The 18,990-nt window shown below is 54.0% G+C and carries 5 protein-coding genes; 1 reads left to right on the forward strand and 4 read right to left on the reverse strand.

Translation table 11 applies throughout. The features are described 5' to 3' along the window. Nucleotides 1–33: 33 nt before the first annotated feature. On the reverse strand, nucleotides 34–1,077 hold the full coding sequence (locus GbCGDNIH8_RS07645) for a rod shape-determining protein (protein WP_072572737.1): 1,044 nt from the start codon (nucleotides 1,075–1,077) through the stop codon (nucleotides 34–36). A 317-nt stretch (nucleotides 1,078–1,394) separates the two neighbouring features. Here GbCGDNIH8_RS07645 and GbCGDNIH8_RS07650 point away from each other — a divergent pair, with 317 nt between their 5' ends. Further along, nucleotides 1,395–1,622 carry a cell envelope biogenesis protein OmpA gene (locus GbCGDNIH8_RS07650; protein ID WP_072572738.1) on the forward strand — a complete coding sequence of 76 codons (228 nt, stop codon included), beginning with the start codon at nucleotides 1,395–1,397 and terminating at the stop codon, nucleotides 1,620–1,622. A gap of 67 nt (nucleotides 1,623–1,689) precedes the next feature. Here the strand turns inward: GbCGDNIH8_RS07650 and GbCGDNIH8_RS07655 are convergent, their stop codons facing one another. From GbCGDNIH8_RS07655 to GbCGDNIH8_RS07665, 3 genes are all read right to left on the reverse strand, one after another. Beyond that, complete coding sequence (locus tag GbCGDNIH8_RS07655) at nucleotides 1,690–3,273, reverse strand: 2-isopropylmalate synthase (RefSeq protein WP_072572739.1); 1,584 nt, start codon at nucleotides 3,271–3,273, stop codon at nucleotides 1,690–1,692. Between the two features lie 851 nt (nucleotides 3,274–4,124). After that, entirely contained in the window at nucleotides 4,125–4,886 is a 762-nt protein-coding gene (locus tag GbCGDNIH8_RS07660) for a LexA family transcriptional regulator (protein ID WP_072612685.1), read from the reverse strand. A gap of 286 nt (nucleotides 4,887–5,172) precedes the next feature. Then, nucleotides 5,173–18,888: a Hint domain-containing protein gene (locus GbCGDNIH8_RS07665; protein WP_157692582.1), complete on the reverse strand. Its 13,716-nt coding sequence runs from the start codon at nucleotides 18,886–18,888 to the stop codon at nucleotides 5,173–5,175. Between the last annotated feature and the right edge of the window lie 102 nt (nucleotides 18,889–18,990).

Below are 18,990 nucleotides of genomic sequence, written 5' to 3' on the forward strand. Positions count from 1 at the left end.
AGCCATCAGCATCATTCTGCTCCCTCCTCAAAGTTAATACATCGTTGTCAGCACATTGCGAAGCCGCTTCATCTCCTCCAGCGCCCGGCCTGTTCCCAGCGCCACACATTGCAGAGGATCCTCAGCAACCGCCACTGGCAGCCCGGTCGCATCTCTCAATACCTGATCCAGGCGGTTCAGCAGCGCGCCGCCGCCTGTCAGCATAATACCCTTATCGACAATATCGGCCGCAAGTTCCGGCGGCGTGTTTTCCAGCGCCACCTTGACTGCCTCCACAATCGCCGTCACCGGCTCGATCAGGCTTTCAGCAATCTGGCGCTGGCTGACCACCACTTCACGCGGCACACCATTCATCAGATCGCGGCCCTTTACCTGCCGCCACGGTCCGTCATCATCGTCCCATGGCACACTGGCGGCGCCGATATCCATCTTGATCCGCTCGGCCGAGCTTTCACCAATCAGAAGGTTATGATTCCGGCGGATGTAATTGATGATCGCCTCATCCATCTTGTCGCCACCGACCCGGACCGAGCGCGCATAGACGATCCCGCCCAACGAGATCACTGCAACCTCGGTCGTGCCACCACCGATATCAACGATCATGCTACCGGAAGGCTCGGTCACCGGTAGACCGGCACCGATGGCTGCCGCCATGGGCTCCTCGATCAGCAGCACACGACGCGCCCCGGCGCTCTCGGCACTTTCCTGAATAGCCCGACGCTCCACCGCGGTGGAGCCCGATGGCACGCAAACAATGATCAGAGGAGAGGCAAAGCGGCTGCGGCTATGCACCTTGCGAATGAAATGCTTGATCATTTCCTCCGCCACCTCGAAATCGGCGATCACGCCATCACGCAGGGGACGGATCGCCTGAATATTGCCGGGGGTGCGGCCCAGCATGTTCTTGGCCTCCTCACCAACTGCCAGCACCTGCTTGCGCCCGCGGGCCTCGGCAATGGCGACCACACTCGGCTCGGCAAGCACAATGCCCCTGCCCTTGACGTAAACCAGCGTGTTGGCAGTCCCAAGATCAATGGCCATGTCTGCTGACATGACGCCAAGGAGGCGAGAAAACATCCGAGGAGGCCTCTGCAACGGAATGGAAAGGGGCCGGCTGGGCTTAGCGGGGCTGAGCACACAGGGCAAGAGGCAGCAACAATCGATCCACTATCGGAATATGATCCCAAGGGTTCATAATGCCTTCATAATACAAATTATCCCAGAATTACGCTCGTCGCATCATTGGAACGCATCCCAGCCCCCTTCCAAACGTTCATCCAGCGCTATCGGCACGCAAGGAGTTCGGTCACCGATGAAACTTCAAACTGTCACGGTCGGAAATGCCCCGCGCGGAGCCAGATAAGAACGATATCCCGCTGGAGAGGAATAAGCTGATGCGTATGATTGCAACCGTTGCCCTTCTCATGGCGCTGGCAAGCGGATTAGCCGCATGTGGCCGCGATATGGGGACCCGCGCATTGAGCGGCGGTGCCATTGGTGCTGGTGGGGGAGCCCTGATGGGTGCGGCCACTGGGGGCAATGCCGGTGTTGGTGCGCTGATCGGTGGGTTAGGCGGTGCTGCTGTCGGCGCGGCCACTACGCCGCAGGGCCGCCGCTACTGAAACCAACCTCGGAGACCTACCTCTCAGATAGGAAAGGCGGCAGGCTCCAGAGCCTGCCGCCCTTTGGTCATGCCGTCAAAGCCTCAGGCTCCCGCCGGTCACGCTTGACCAGGAGCTTGTTGAGTGCATGAACATAGGCACGTGTGGAAGCTACCATCGTATCGGTATCAGCCCCCTGCCCGTCCACCATCTTCCCATTTTCCTCCAGCCGCACAGTCACGCGGGCCTGCGCATCGGCACCGTCAGTCACGGCACCGACGGAGTAGAGCTTGACCTCCACATCATGCGTAAAGATCATGCCGATTGCGTTGAAAATCGCATCGACAGGGCCATCACCCTGCGCATCGGCCTGCTTTATTTCTCCATCCACATCCAGCTCAACCACCGCTGTAGCCGGACCGCGGGAACCTGCCCGCACCTCGACAGAGACAAAACCGATGCGCTCATGGCTGCGATTCACCTCATCGTCCACCAGGGCAACGATGTCATCGTCATAGATGACTTTCTTACGGTCGGCGACTTCCTTGAAGCGTCGGAAAGCGTCGTTCAGGGCATTTTCACCCAGCTCCCCATAGCCCAGCGCCTTCAGCTTGTCGCGGAAGGCCGCACGGCCAGAATGCTTGCCCATGACCAGCGAGGATTTGGTCCAGCCCACGCTCTCCGGCGTCATGATCTCATAGGTCGCGGCATTTTTGAGCACACCATCCTGATGGATGCCGCTTTCATGCGCGAAAGCGTTTCGACCAACAATCGCCTTGTTCGGCTGCACATCAAAACCGGTAATGGTGGCCAGCAGTTTAGAGGTACGCAGAATGTTTTCCGTCACCAGGCCACTGGAATAGGGTAACACGTCATGACGGGTACGCAGGGTCATGGCGATTTCTTCCAGCGCAGCATTGCCCGCACGCTCGCCAATGCCGTTGATGGTGCACTCCACCTGACGCGCCCCACCCCTGATCGAAGCGATCGTGTTGGCCACAGCCAACCCCAGATCATCATGGTTGTGAGCCGAAAAAATCACCTTCTCCGCCCCCGGAACCCGCTCCTTCAGCATACGGAAAATGCGTTCCATATCCTCCGGCGTGGCATACCCGACAGTATCAGGAATATTGATGGTGGTGGCGCCAGCCTTGATGGCGGCCTCCACACAGCGGCACAGGAACTCGGGCTCTGTCCGGCTGCCATCTTCGGCAGACCATTCCACATCGTCTGTAAAACGACGCGCCTGCTCATTACCCTGAACGATCAGCTCCAGAACCGTTTCTGGCTCCATCCGCAGCTTGTATTTCATATGCAGGGGTGAAGTGCTGATAAAGTTATGGATGCGACGCCGGGCCGCAGGCCGAATCGCCTCTCCCGCCCGTACGATATCATCGCGGCCGCCTGTGCGGGCCAGACCGGCAACAACGGGACCATCCTTGGCAAATTTTGCCGCAATGGCATTCACGCTTTCCCAGTCGCCGGGGGAAGCAACCGGGAAACCGGCTTCAATCACGTCCACTCCCAGCTCCGCCAGCATGTCGGCCATACGCAGTTTCTCATCCAGATTCATGGAGAAACCGGGGGATTGCTCCCCGTCGCGGAGTGTCGTGTCAAAAATAATGATCCGGCTATCGTCAATATCACCGAAACTGGGGTGGCTGATGGTCATAATGCGTTGTGTCCCTGGCGATCAGTCATCGCTGATTCCCTTTTAGACGACCCAGACTACGCCTGGGACCGGGCAGCTTCCGCATGGCGGATCTGCGCTTGACCACTCCCAGCAGAACGCACCGTGAAAAGGAACATCAGCAGGGAGAGGCTTCCCCTGAGCACAGCCGACCGTAGGCCCGGCTTTATGCCCAGGGGAACGTAAGTCGAAGGATAAGCCGGAAGGCAGACATAGATGAAGCCCAGCAGGCCTTATCTCCCCTGCTGCTCATCAGGCACCGGTAGCCGGGCGCTATGGCTGCTCCATCGTTCATTGTGAATCCATAAAGCGGTCAGGCATCCTTTTGCAAGTGCAAGTTTTAGGACAGATGATAGGGCTGCGTGTCACCATCCCCGTATACAGAACCGTATAAAATCCAGAAATATCACAATTTATTAACTTCTGAAAACAGCTTTTCGAACATCTAATGCCTTCCATCAGTGGCGGTGGAATGAACACTTTCTGTGGTTTTGATTTTAATCAGAACTGGTTCGAATAAATGTATTTGTCTGTCACTATTTTATTCAATATTTGTTTTCAATCTATGCAATATGGACCAGTAGCATAATATTCATCAGCACCAGAAGAATAACTTCTATCAGTTTTGAAGTTCTTTTTGCACAGATTATCAGATTTTTAAATGCAGACATTACTATATGTCCAGAGCATTTTATTATAACAGAATTTGGAATTTTGTACTATTCTGTAGTATGGAAACTCGAATACACTGATAATACTACAAATAATGCAAAACCGCCACAATCATTCGATGTGGCGGAAGCACATATAAAATTCTGATTTTCAATCTTTATCTAGAATGCCCTAATAATAGAAACAACCCTTCCAAATATGAAGCAGTTTTCTTTCCTATTATATCCTATATTTTTAACCTCTATATCAGAAGAATTATATAAAATATTATCATTACTCAGTATAAAATTATTATTATGCTTTGATTTAATACGCTTTATATTTATAATTTCATTAATAACGACAGCATAAACACCGTCATAAACCACTGACTCATTCGTATCAATAACCAGATTATCGTCCTTATAAATTGTGGGAGTCATATTGTCAGCCAGGACATTAAATATGACCAGCCCATTGGTTCCCCTGAAACAACTCTCCACAAACTGCCGCTCAAAAAGATAGCTTTTAGGAGCAATTCTCTGATTATCGTTTAAATATTCATATTTACTTGCAACTTCCTTATCAAAATAAGGAAGACTAATAACATCACCTAAAGCAAGATCAGCAGTCGGACTTTCATCCGGAGAGGTATTTTTTTTACCTTTCCCTGTCGCAAGCCATTCAACACTGACACCACATGCTTGAGCCAAAGCCACGAGGGCGCTGACTTTCATCTCCTGTCCAGCGATATAGCGATTAAGGTTACCAACTGGTACACCCGATTTCTTTGACAGTATATTATTACCGCCAAGCTCTTTCATGATCTGTCGTAATCGATCGGATCTTTCTCGCACCTGCAGAAAATTACTTCCAGCATTCATATCATCATCCCGATACAGAATGTCTTTCGTTGCATGAATATCTGAATACATATTTTCCATATGTGCTACCAAAGTTCAAAGATTACTACACCACCTCATTATATTTTATTTGAAATTTTATTATAAAAATAAATCCTTATACTAAGGCACAATTTTTATTTTTTATTTTATTATCTCAATAAATTTTCCATCATTAATTTAAAATTATGTAAAACAGAAAAATTTACTGCAGTCAAGAGGTAGAAAAATAAAACGAAAAATTATTATTATTATTATAATTTCGTTTTATTTTTCTCAATTTTGAATTTTATTTTTGTTTTTTTATATTTAATTATACCATTTTTGGTTATGAGGCTTTCATTTTCAAAATTCGCGCTTCAATTTTTTGCCGGATATTTTCTAAAACTATCCCATCCACAATACGGGATGCACAGTAGCCAGCAGCAGCAATCCCGTTCCGTTTACGAACACCTGCCTGTAGCTTCAGTGATACCTTTATATTTCTGTAAGTATGAGCATTGTGGAACATGTTCCGGTTGTTGTCCTCCACATAGGTTTCGGAGGCAGCACCCTCGGCCAACACCACATCATGCGTATCCAGCTCGATATGCACGTAGCTCAATGTCTCCACATGCTGTTCCTGAATGATGGAGACACCGTTCACCAGACGACCCGCCGGAACCAGAACACCCTCAATGAACATCGCATGCAGCGGCGACACCAGCAGGTCACGCTTCGGCAGAACCCCGTCCAAAGCCCCCTGCCGGATACGAACCGGCAGCACATCCCGACGACCCTGAATGAAGCGACCATTGTAGCTCCGGCGTCCAAGCCAGCGGATCGGACGAATCGCGCCCCCCGCCGTGATTACATTGTCACCGATCTGCAGATCTTCAACCGGAACTTCGCCACGATCCGTCAGAATCAGCGTGCCATGCACATAGCAGGGTGTGCCGTCATCATAGACCTGCACGTTTTGGGTGCCTGGTGCCTGACGTAATTTGTAATTCTGATCATGCGCGTTGGGATCAAGCTTGATCGAGTAATACTGCGTTTTGGTACCGTCACTGGCCACATGATACAGCACCAGAGAAACATTTCCTCCGCTGCTCACTACCTGTGCCTCATCAGAAGCAACCCAGTTTACTCCATTCAAAGTAATGGATTCACCATTGCCGAAGTCCGAGATAGTAGCAGCCAGCGCAGTACCTGGATTGCTGATAATAATATTACCAGACCCAACACCCGCAGAACTCGTACCGCCCAACGTAATCGTGTTCGATGCATCCAGCGTCTGCGAGACCGTCAACGTGCCCGTCGTCTGCATCAGGATATTGGTGTTGGTCAGCGTATCGGCCAAAACCCAGCCATCGCCCTTCACGTTGATCGTCTGGAAGCCGGTATATTTGGTTCCAAACCCGCTCAGAGTGGTACCAGTCCCATCCAGTTCAAGCACGTTGCCAGATCCAGCAGCCGAGACTTGACCGACAATGACGCTGCTGCCGCTGATGGCCAGACGGCTATTGCCAGCACCGAAAGCAATCGCGCTTCTGAATGAACTTTGGGCTTGGATCGTTCCAGTATTAACAACTGTGCCACCACCAGCAAGGGTAATACCCTGTCCCAAGGCACCTGTTGAACTGATGGTCCCCGAGTTGGTGATAATAGCGCTGCCGCTGACACTGATGCCCGTAGACTGGGCCTGATCAGCACTGATCAGACCGGTATTGTTAAGCGTGCCAGATACCATTGCAAGGGCGATATTAGTCGCTCCAGCAACCGAGATCGTTCCGGTATTGGAGAGAGTGCCGGCCGCACCCATGGTAATACCCGTGGAGACAGATCCTGTATCCCTGATCAGTCCACTGTTTACAAGCGTAGCTGCATTGGCCAGAGAAATGAGTGCCGTTGAGGCCTGACTTCCCTGAATAGTACCGGCATTCGTAATAGCTACCCCGGTGCCATTGCTAAAAATGACCGAAGACAGGTTTCCATTGGAGAGAACCGCGGTCGCCGCATTAGACAATGCAGCGTTGGCAGCCATTGTGACAGCCCCATTGAAGGAGCCCGTATTCGTCAGTGTACCTTTATTAAGCAGTGAGGAACCAGTTGTGATGGTATTATTTCCAGTGGCCACCCATGTAGCACCGGTATCAATCACGGCATTTTTGAAGCCGATATAATTGACACCAAGTCCGCTGATCGTTCCTGCCGTCGCACCGGACAGCATCTCCAGTGTGTTGGTCCCGGCAGAATTCGCAACCGCCGTCCCGGTGATCGTCGAGGTCACGCCAAGCTGAAGCAGATTGACCCCTGTGCCCGACATATAGACAGCGGCGCCGGCGCCATTACTGGCATTGGCAGTTCCGGGCGCAGAAATCGTGCCGTAGTTGGTAATAGTTCCCCCAACATCAACACGAACCCCGGTTGCCAGACTATTGCTGACACCAATCGAACCGCTGTTGACGACAGTGCCACCATTGGCAAGACGAACGGCAGCCAGATAACCAGCCCCCGCACCCGTGCCGGTTTCCAGAATAGTCCCGCTGTTATTGACATAATCAGACGAGGTATTAGCCAGATAAACACCGGTCCCCCCCGCCAGTGTGCCAGCATTATCCGTAATCAGACCCGCATTGATGACGGTGCCTGCAACCGAACCACTATAAACGCTGACAGCATTGAAGCTGCCGGTAATAGTACCACCGGCCTGGTTGGTAACCTGGCCACCAGCCGACATCGACACGCCCTGAACAGTAGGGGCATTGGAAAGAATAGTACCACTGTTAACGACAGTACCTATACCGTTATTAATTCCGACCGCAGCACCACCCTGTGCAGCACCGATAATGGTGCCTGCGTTGACGATCGACCCGCTTTGGGCACCGACACCATAAGCACCACCCTGGATCAGACCACCAGCACTGTTGGTGATGACGTTTCCACTACCAAACAGGAACACACCGCTTTGGGTCGTTGAAGTGGACACAATGGTGCCGGTGTTCACCAGAGTGCTGCTGGCGCCCCCTACACCATCAGAAACCGAGCGGATCTGACCGGAGTTGTTAACAGACGCGCTCACTCCAGCAGCAATACCACGATAGGTGCTGCTGGTGATCGTCCCGGCATTGCTGATAACCGCACCAGTTCCGGTAACGGAGATCGCAAAGCTGCCGCCGCTGATGATACCGCTGGCATTGTTGGTAATAGTCCCGCTATTCGCAAGGGAAATGCCATAAGTCCCGCCAGAGATCAGGCCACTATTGGTAATGGTGGCAACAGTGCTGGTCGTGGCATAGACACCCCAACCACCGCTGGAACTGAGCGTGCCGGTATTGCTGACGACACCGGAAGTCCCGGCCAGAACCACAGCGGCACCACCGGTTGCTGTGCCACCGGTAATGACGCCCGCATTGCTGACGGTTCCATTCGTGACCTGAGCACCATAACCGTTACTCGGCAGTGCCTGGATCAAACCACCAGCCAAATTGGTAACATTGCCAGAGATCAGAATGGCCCAGGGATTGTTACCAGTGGAAATGATGCTGCCCGCATTCACCACAGTCGCATTGACGGTGTCAGAAGCGATCAGGGTGTTACCGGAGCCAATGATGGTGGCGCCGGCCGCATTGGTCAGCAGGCCGCCATTCAGCAGTGTGACATTTGCACCGTTGATCGTGCCGGTATTCGTCAGCGTGCCGCTGTCACGAAGGTTCGCAAAGCTGCTCACACCGCTGAGGGTCCAGGCAGCACCGGCATCAACCGTCCCTGTCTGGAAGTTGACGAAGTTGGACCCGTTCACCGTGCCTGCCGTCGCACCGGACAGCAGCTCCAGCGTATTGGCCCCGGCAGAGTTCGCAACCGCCGTCCCGGTGATCGTCGAGGTTACGCCAATCCGCAGCAGATTGACCCCTGTGCCCGACATATAGACAGCGGCGCCGGCGCCATTACTGACATTGGCAGTTCCGGCTGCAGAGATCGTGCCGTAGTTGGTAATAGTCCCCCCAACATCAACGCGAACCCCGGTTGCCAGACTATTGCTGACACCAATCGAACCGCTGTTGACGACAGTGCCACCATTACCAAGACGAACGGCAGCCAGATCACCAGCACCGGCACCCGTGCCGGTTTCCAGAATAGTCCCGCTGTTATTGACATAATCAGACGAGGTATTGCCCAGATAAACGCCATGGGCCGCCGCCAGCGTCCCACCATTATCCGTAATCAGACCCGCATTGATGACCGTGCCTGCTGCTGCCGTGTTGCCATAAACGCTGACAGCATTGAAGCTGCCGGAGATCGTCCCGCCAGAACGGTTGGTAACAATACCGCCAGCAGTCCCCCAAACTGCCTGACCACCTGAACCCGTAACCTGAATGGTCCCGGCATTATCAACAGTGACCAAGCCAGAAGCAGTGATACCAGCCGTCACTCCGCTGATGATGCCGCTGGCATTGTTGGTAATAGTCCCGGTATTCGCGAGGGAAATACCATACTTTCCACCCGAGATCAGGCCACTATTGGTAATGGTGGCAACAGTGTTGGTCGTGGCATAGATACCCCAACCACCGCTGGAACTGAGCGTGCCGGTATTGCTGACGACACCGGAAGTCCCGGCCAGAACCACAGCGGCACCACCGGTTGCTGTACCACCGGTAATGACGCCCGCATTGCTGACGGTTCCATTCGTGACCTGAGCACCATAACCGTTACTCGGCAGTGCCTGGATCAAACCACCAGCCAAATTGGTAACATTGCCGGAGATCAGAATGGCCCAGGGATTGGTACCAGTGGAAAGGATGCTGCCCGCATTCACCACAGTCGCATTGACGGTGTCAGAAGCGATCAGGGTGTTACCGGAGCCAATGATGGTGGCGCCGGCCGCATTGGTCAGCAGGCCGCCATTCAGCAGTGTGACATTCGCACCGTTGATCGTGCCAGTATTCGTCAGCGTGCCGCTGTCACGAAGGTTCGCAAAGCTGCTCACACCGCTGAGGGTCCAGGCAGCACCGGCATCAACCGTCCCTGTCTGGAAGTTGACGAAGTTGGACCCGTTCACCGTGCCTGCCGTCGCACCGGACAGCAGCTCCAGCGTATTGGCCCCGGCAGAGTTCGCAACCGCCGTCCCGGTGATCGTCGAGGTTACGCCAATCCGCAGCAGATTGGACCCTGTGCCACCAAATACAATAGCAGTGCCACCATTGGTGCCAATCTGACCATAATTGGTGACAGTACCAGCTCCGGCAAAAGAAATGTTGTTTCCAGATGCTGCCGTACCAGCAATAGTGCCATAGTTAACAATACTGTTCCCGACACCGACGCCAACAATGCTCCCTTTCTCCTGACCGCTATTGGACAGGTTGGCATTACTTGTCAGTGTAACATCCCCTGACAAAGTAGCGCCTGTCACATTGGTCACACTGCCACTGACAGACAATGTACCAGTGTTACCAAGTGTGCCGCGATTGGTCAGTACATATCCGCTGGCAAGGCTGTTACTGCCGATAAGGCTCCAGTTTGCATTACTGGCAACGTTGACAGTCTGGAAACCGACATAGCTGGTGCCAAGACCACTAATCGTTCCAATAGACGAAGAAGACAGAAGAGAGAGGGTATTTGTTCCTGCGGCATTGGCAGTCACCAAGCCACCAAACTGAACACCAGCAAGCAATTGCAGCAGATTTTGGCCAGCACCACCCATCACAACAGCGGTGCCACTCTGGCCGTTAATCGTGCCGCCATTGGTGATCGTACCAGCAGTGTCTAGGCTAATACCGATACCCGAGGCAGAAGTAGCCTGAATCAAACCGCCATTATCATTGGTGATGATGGCCGGGCTGCTGCCCGTTGCATAGATACCGACTGTGCCACCCTGAATAATGGCACCACTGATATTACTGACATAGCCACCATTGAGAAGGCGGATACCATCCGCCAGAGTGCCTGTAATAACACCAGAATTATAAATGGTGGCAGGGCTGCTACCGAATTGAATGCCCCGGAACCCACCCTGGATCAGGCCGATATTGGTGATCGTACCACCAGAGGTGATGGAAGCCCCATATCCAGTTGTGCCACTACCCGAAAGCGTACCAACATTTGTAATCGTGACCTGCTGACCGGCAATAGCCGCACCACCAGCATTAAAGACAGCACCGTTGTTATTTACGAATTGCCCACCTGCAACAAGGCTGACCATACCGTTGATAGTGGAATAGTTGTCAATCAGACCAGTATCCAGGATTGTGCCGCTATTATTTAGCACACCCCGGTTTTCAAGTGTGCCGGCAACACTCAAGGTGTAGCCGCTAGCAAGCGAGTTGCTGCCACTCACTGTCCAGTAGGCATTTTGGTCGATCTGAACATTGAGGCCGACATATTGCGTGCCGATCCCGCTAATCGTGCCACGCGTAGCCCCGGATGCCAACTCAAGCACATTGAGGGTTCCGGCGCCAGAGACCGTTCCGTTAACAACGGCCGTGGGCACCAGAATAAGCCGGTTGGCGTCCGCACTCATGGAGAGAACGGTTCCGTCAGAATTCGCTATCAAGCTACCGACGTTGTTGAGCGTACTGGCTGCGCTCAGGGTCATCCTACCGGTGAAGTTTCCGGTGTTAGTCAGGCTGGCGCCGGTTGCAACGAATGTCTGGCTGTTGGCAATCGAATTGTTGCCAGTCATCTGCCAGTTAGAGCCGGAGGCAGCTGTAATCTGGTTGAAGCCAACAATAGTAGATCCGAGACCGGACAGGGTCGGTGTATTTGTTGCACCTCCACCAAACAGATTGATGCGGTTTACACTTCCTGCACCAATGATCGAGCCAATGATAACCTGCCCTGCATTCAGATTCAGGACGCTGGTTCCGACACCACCAAAATAAACAGCGGTGCTGCCTGCATTGGAGATGGTGCCAAAATTGCTAACGGTCCCCGAATTGCCAAGGCTGACTGCAACCGCGCCGGTCCCGGTGATGGTGCGAAGGTTGTTCAACAGTGCATTCGTACCACCACCATTGACCATACCCGAGATTGCACCGGTATTGGTAATAGTGCCGCCAACTGAGAGACCAACATTTCCATTCAAAGCTGCATTGGCAGCATTGGTCATAACACCGCCAATTGTAAGCGTGCCGCTTCCAGTCAGCGTTCCCTGGTTGATGAGTGAGGAACCGACAGCAACAGTATTATTTCCAGTGGCCACCCATGTAGCACCGGTATCAATCACGGCGTTTTTGAAGCCGATATAATTGACGCCAAGTCCGCTGATCGTTCCTGCCGTCGCACCGGACAGCAGCTCCAGTGTGTTGGTCCCGGCAGAATTCGCAACCGCCGTCCCGGTGATCGTCGAGGTCACGCCAAGCTGAAGCAGATTGACCCCTGTGCCCGACATATAGACAGCGGCGCCGCCGCCATTACTGGCATTGGCAGTTCCGGGCGCAGAAATCGTGCCGTAGTTGGTAATAGTCCCCCCAACATCAACACGAACCCCGGTTGCCAGACTATTGCTGACACCAATCGAACCGCTGTTGACGACAGTGCCACCATTACCAAGACGAACGGCAGTCAGATCACCAGCACCGGCACCCGTGCCGGTTTCCAGAATAGTCCCGCTGTTATTGACATAATCAGACGAGGTATTGCCCAGATAGACGCCATGGGCCGCCGCCAGCGTCCCACCATTATCCGTAATCAGACCCGCATTGATGACCGTGCCTGCTGCTGCCGTGTTGCCATAAACGCTGACAGCATTGAAGCTGCCGGAGATCGTCCCGCCAGAACGGTTGGTAACAATACCGCCAGCAGTTCCCCAAACTGCCTGACCACCTGAACCCGTAACCTGAATGGTCCCGGCATTATCAACAGTGACCAAGCCAGAAGCAGTGATACCAGCCGTCACTCCGCTGATCACACCACTCGCGAGGTTCGTAACAGTACCAGTGCTGGTGAAAGAAACACCGTATGACCTACCCGAGATCAGACCACTATTGTTAACGATCCCACCGGCAGCAGTGCCGGAGAAAGCAATACCGCCAATCGCACTTCCAACAATCGAGGCAGCCGTCCCGGTGTTATTGACGGTGCCAGCACCCATGAAGACACCGTAGGTGCTGCCGCTGATAATGCTGCTGTTGCTGACCAGACCCGTGCCAGCAATCCACGCACCTCTACCATTTGTCCCGGCACCACTCAGTGTCCCCGTATTCGTAATCGTGCCACTCGCAACAGCAGCCCCGGCAAAACCGCCCTGTATCAGACCACTATTCGTGATCGTGCTGACAAGAGAACCTGTCGTCCCAGTCGCGGCCAGATAGGCACCACTAAGACTGGTGGAACTTGAGATAATGGTTCCGGTATTGATCAGGATAGCATTGGTGCCGTTGACGGCGTCATTTACCGAGGTCAGGCGACCCGAATTCGTGAACGTGCCGTTCGTGCCAGCGTTGATACCACTAGCCGTCCCATTATTGATGGAACCCGCATTGCTGATAACCGCACCGGTGCCGGCAACAAAAATCGCATAGTTGTTGGCAGCACTGATAGTGCCCCCAGCCTGATTGCTTATGGTCCCGGTATTCCCAAGGGAAATGCCATAAGTCCCGCCAGAGATCAGGCCACTATTGGTAATGGTGGCAACAGTGCTGGTCGTGGCATAGATACCCCAACCACCGCTGGAACTGAGCGTGCCGGTATTGCTGACGACACCGGAAGTCCCGGCCAGAACCACAGCGGCACCACCGGTTGCTGTACCACCGGTAATGACGCCCGCATTGCTGACGGTTCCATTCGTGACCTGAGCACCATAACCGTTACTCGGCAGTGCCTGGATCAAACCACCAGCCAAATTGGTAACATTGCCGGAGATCAGAATGGCATAGGGGTTAGGCCCATTGGAAATGATGCTGCCCGCATTCACCACAGTCGCATTGACGGTGTCAGAAGCGATCAGGGTGTTACCAGAGCCAATGATGGTGGCGCCGGCCGCATTGGTCAGCAGGCCGCCATTCAGCAGTGTGACATTCGCACCGTTGATCGTGCCGGTATTCGTCAGCGTGCCGCTGTCACGAAGGTTCGCAAAGCTGCTCACGCCGCTGAGGGTCCAGGCAGCACCGGCATCAACCGTCCCTGTCTGGAAGTTGACGAAGTTGGACCCGTTCACCGTGCCTGCCGTCGCACCGGACAGCAGCTCCAGCGTATTGGCCCCGGCAGAGTTCGCAACCGCCGTCCCGGTGATCGTCGAGGTCACACCAATCCGCAGCAGATTGACCCCTGTGCCCGACATATAGACAGCGGCGCCGGCGCCATTACTGACATTGGCAGTTCCGGCTGCAGAGATCGTGCCGTAGTTGGTAATAGTCCCCCCAACATCAACGCGAACCCCGGTTGCCAGACTATTGCTGACACCAATCGAACCGCTGTTGACGACAGTGCCACCATTACCAAGACGAACGGCAGCCAGATCACCAGCACCGGCACCCGTGCCGGTTTCCAGAATAGTCCCGCTGTTATTGACATAATCAGACGAGGTATTGCCCAGATAGACGCCATGGGCCGCCGCCAGCGTCCCACCATTATCCGTAATCAGACCCGCATTGATAACAGTGCCTGCTACGGTCGTGTTGCCGTAAACGCTGACAGCATTGAAGCTGCCGGAAATAGTGCCACCGGCCTGGTTGGTAACCTGGCCACCCAACACCAGCAACACGCCCTGAACACTGGCTGCATTGGCAAGAATAGTGCCACTGTTAACGACAGTACCTATACCGTTATTAATTCCAACGGCATTACCACCCTGTGCAGCACCGATAATAGTGCCTGCGTTGACGATCGACCCGCTTTGGGCACCGACACCATAAGCACCACCCTGGATCAGACCACCAGCACTGTTGGTGATGACGTTTCCACTACCAAACAGGAACACACCGCTTTGGTTTGTCGCAGTGGACACAATGGTGCCGGTGTTCACCAGAGTACTGCTGGCGCCCCCTACACCATCAGAAACCGAGCGGATCTGACCGGAGTTGTTAACAGACGCGCTCACTCCAGCAGCAATACCACGATAGGTGCTGCTGGTGATCGTCCCGGCATTGCTGATAACCGCACCAGTTCCGGTAACGGAGATCGCAAAGCTGCCGCCGCTGATGATACCGCTGGCATTGTTGGTAATAGTCCCGCTATTCCCAAGGGAAATGCCATAAATCCCGCCAGAGATCAGGCCACTATTGGTAATGGTGGCAACAGTGTTGGTCGTGGCATAGACACCCCAACCACCGCTGGAACTGAGCGTGCCGGTATTGCTGACGACACCGGAAGTCCCGGCCAGAACCACAGCGGCACCACCGGTTGCTGTACCACCGGTAATGACGCCCGCATTGCTGACGGTTCCATTCGTGACCTGAGCACCATAACCGTTACTCGGCAGTGCCTGGATCAAACCACCAGCCAAATTGGTAACATTGCCAGAGATCAGAATGGCATAGGGGTTAGGCCCATTGGAAATGATGCTGCCCGCATTCACCACAGTCGCATTGACGGTGTCAGAAGCGATCAGGGTGTTACCGGAGCCAATGATGGTGGCGCCGGCCGCATTGGTCAGCAGGCCGCCATTCAGCAGTGTGACATTCGCACCGTTGATCGTGCCAGTATTCGTCAGCGTGCCGCTGTCACGAAGGTTCGCAAAGCTGCTCACGCCGCTGAGGGTCCAGGCAGCACCGGCATCAACCGTCCCTGTCTGGAAGTTGACGAAGTTGGACCCGTTCACCGTGCCTGCCGTCGCACCGGACAGCAGCTCCAGCGTATTGGCCCCGGCAGAGTTCGCAACCGCTGTCCCGGTGATCGTCGAGGTTACGCCAATCCGCAGCAGATTGACCCCTGTGCCCGACATATAGACAGCGGCGCCGCCGCCATTACTGACATTGGCAGTTCCGGCTGCAGAGATCGTGCCGTAGTTGGTAATAGTCCCCCCAACATCAACGCGGACACCAGTTGCCAGACTATTGCTGACACCAATCGAACCGCTGTTGACGACAGTGCCACCATTACCAAGACGAACGGCAGTCAGATCACCAGCACCGGCACCCGTGCCGGTTTCCAGAATAGTCCCGCTGTTATTGACATAATCAGACGAGGTATTGCCCAGATAAACGCCATGGGCCGCCGCCAGCGTCCCACCATTATCCGTAATCAGACCCGCATTGATGACGGTGCCTGCTGCTGCCGTGTTGCCATAAACGCTGACAGCATTGAAGCTGCCGGAGATCGTCCCGCCAGAACGGTTGGTAACAATACCGCCAGCAGTTCCCCAAACTGCCTGACCACCTGAACCCGTAACCTGAATGGTCCCGGCATTATCAACAGTGACCAAGCCAGAAGCAGTGATACCAGCCGTCACTCCGCTGATCACACCACTCGCGAGGTTCGTAACAGTACCAGTGCTGGTGAAAGAAACACCGTATGACCTACCCGAGATCAGACCACTGTTGTTGACGTTCCCACTGGAGGCAGTATTGGAGAAAGCAATACCGCCAATCGCACTTCCAACAATCGAGGCGCCCGTCCCGGTGTTATTGACGGTGCCAGCACCCATGAAGACACCGTAGGTGCTGCCGCTGATAATGCTGCTGTTGCTGACCAGACCCGTGCCAGCAATCCACGCACCTCTACCATTTGTCCCGGCACCACTCAGTGTCCCCGTATTCGTAATCGTGCCACTCGCAACAGCAGCCCCGGCAAAACCGCCCTGTATCAGACCACTATTCGTGATCGTGCTGACAAGAGAACCTGTCGTCCCAGTCGCGGCCAGATAGGCACCACTAAGACTGGTGGAACTTGAGATAATGGTTCCGGTATTGATCAGGATAGCATTGGTGCCGTTGACGGCGTCATTTACCGAGGTCAGGCGACCCGAATTCGTGAACGTGCCGTTCGTGCCAGCGTTGATACCACTAGCCGTCCCATTATTGATGGAACCCGCATTGCTGATAACCGCACCGGTGCCGGCAACAAAAATCGCATAGTTGTTGGCAGCACTGATAGTGCCCCCAGCCTGATTGCTTATGGTCCCGGTATTCCCAAGGGAAATGCCATAAGTCCCGCCAGAGATCAGGCCACTATTGGTAATGGTGGCAACAGTGCTGGTCGTGGCATAGATACCCCAACCACCGCTGGAACTGAGCGTGCCGGTATTGCTGACGACACCGGAAGTCCCGGCCAGAACCACAGCGGCACCACCGGTTGCTGTACCACCGGTAATGACGCCCGCATTGCTGACGGTTCCATTCGTGACCTGAGCACCATAACCGTTACTCGGCAGTGCCTGGATCAAACCACCAGCCAAATTGGTAACATTGCCGGAGATCAGAATGGCATAGGGGTTAGGCCCATTGGAAATGATGCTGCCCGCATTCACCACAGTCGCATTGACGGTGTCAGAAGCGATCAGGGTGTTACCAGAGCCAATGATGGTGGCGCCGGCCGCATTGGTCAGCAGGCCGCCATTCAGCAGTGTGACATTCGCACCGTTGATCGTGCCGGTATTCGTCAGCGTGCCGCTGTCACGAAGGTTCGCAAAGCTGCTCACGCCGCTGAGGGTCCAGGCAGCACCGGCATCAACCGTCCCTGTCTGGAAGTTGACGAAGTTGGACCCGTTCACCGTGCCTGCCGTCGCACCGGACAGCAGCTCCAGCGTATTGGCCCCGGCAGAGTTCGCAACCGCCGTCCCGGTGATCGTCGAGGTCACACCAATCCGCAGCAGATTGACCCCTGTGCCCGACATATAGACAGCGGCGCCGGCGCCATTACTGACATTGGCAGTTCCGGCTGCAGAGATCGTGCCGTAGTTGGTAATAGTCCCCCCAACATCAACGCGAACCCCGGTTGCCAGACTATTGCTGACACCAATCGAACCGCTGTTGACGACAGTGCCACCATTACCAAGACGAACGGCAGCCAGATCACCAGCACCGGCACCCGTGCCGGTTTCCAGAATAGTCCCGCTGTTATTGACATAATCAGACGAGGTATTGCCCAGATAAACGCCATGGGCCGCCGCCAGCGTCCCACCATTATCCGTAATCAGACCCGCATTGATGACCGTGCCAATAGAACCAGCATAAACGCTGACAGCATTGAAGCTGCCGGAGATCGTCCCGCCAGAACGGTTGGTGACGATACCACCAGCAGTTCCTAAAATTGCCTGACCACCTGAACCCGTAACCTGAATGGTCCCGGCATTATCAACAGTGACCAAGCCGCCCGCAGCGATACCAGCCGTCACTCCGCTGATCACACCACTCGCAAGGTTGGTAACAGTCCCGGTGCTGTTCAGAAGGATGGCGTTACCAGAAGCAGAAGTCGCGCTGATGGTGCCTGAGTTGGTGATCGATGCATTGCCACCGATATTGATACCATACTGACCGCTGACGATCGTCCCCTGATTGACGACCGTGCCCGAGCTGCTGCCACTGGCAAAAACGCCGTATCTGTCTCCTCTTATCAGGGATGCAGTACCATTGTTGGTAACGTAGCCACCCTGATAGAGATAGACTCCATCATTATAAGTCGGATTGGTATCACCGGAGATCGTACCGGTATTAACAATGGTGCCAGCCGCATTCCTGACCTCGACCGCATAGCGGCCCCTCATCAGACCAGCGTTGTAGACAGTGCCTCCGTTATTCAGGGAAACGGCGGCATAGCCGCTGCCAATGATAGTTCCGCCGCTGCCATTGGAAATAAAGGCCGCGTCAGTAGCCAGAACTCCAATGGTACCAGCACTGATTGTTCCACCGGAAAGATTGGTAAGGGTGCCTGTATTGGCAAAGACAATGCCATACGTCCCGCCGGAGATCAGACCAGCATTGTTAATCGTGCTGGAACCGGCAAGGCTGACGCCCATCGTAGTGCCTGTAATGGCACCGCTGTTTGTAATCGACCAGGCTGTGCTCAGACTACTCTGAATCCCAATGCCTGATGTATTTGCGACCGTCGTTCCAGCCAAAATCAAAATCGGATTGGAAAAAGCGGTTGTAAGAGTAACACCCGAGCTGGTGGAGGTAAGAGTGGTCATAATTCAACCGCCATTATGAATGCAAAAAATTTAATCAACATTCAAGTTATAGCACAAACAAAGCAAGAATATATACATTTATTTTTGTAATTTTTAAATATT

The sequence above is a fragment of the Granulibacter bethesdensis genome (genome assembly GCF_001889545.1).
Lineage (GTDB): Bacteria > Pseudomonadota > Alphaproteobacteria > Acetobacterales > Acetobacteraceae > Granulibacter > Granulibacter bethesdensis_B.

Excerpts from the sequence above, each read along its gene's own strand:
- GbCGDNIH8_RS07645 (WP_072572737.1), bottom strand. The coding sequence starts at position 1,077 with ATGTTTTCTCGCCTCCTTGGCGTCATGTCAGCAGACATGGCCATTGAT.
- GbCGDNIH8_RS07650 (WP_072572738.1), top strand. The coding sequence starts at position 1,395 with ATGCGTATGATTGCAACCGTTGCCCTTCTCATGGCGCTGGCAAGCGGA.
- GbCGDNIH8_RS07655 (WP_072572739.1), bottom strand. The coding sequence starts at position 3,273 with ATGACCATCAGCCACCCCAGTTTCGGTGATATTGACGATAGCCGGATC.
- GbCGDNIH8_RS07660 (WP_072612685.1), bottom strand. The coding sequence starts at position 4,886 with ATGGAAAATATGTATTCAGATATTCATGCAACGAAAGACATTCTGTAT.
- GbCGDNIH8_RS07665 (WP_157692582.1), bottom strand. The coding sequence starts at position 18,888 with ATGACCACTCTTACCTCCACCAGCTCGGGTGTTACTCTTACAACCGCT.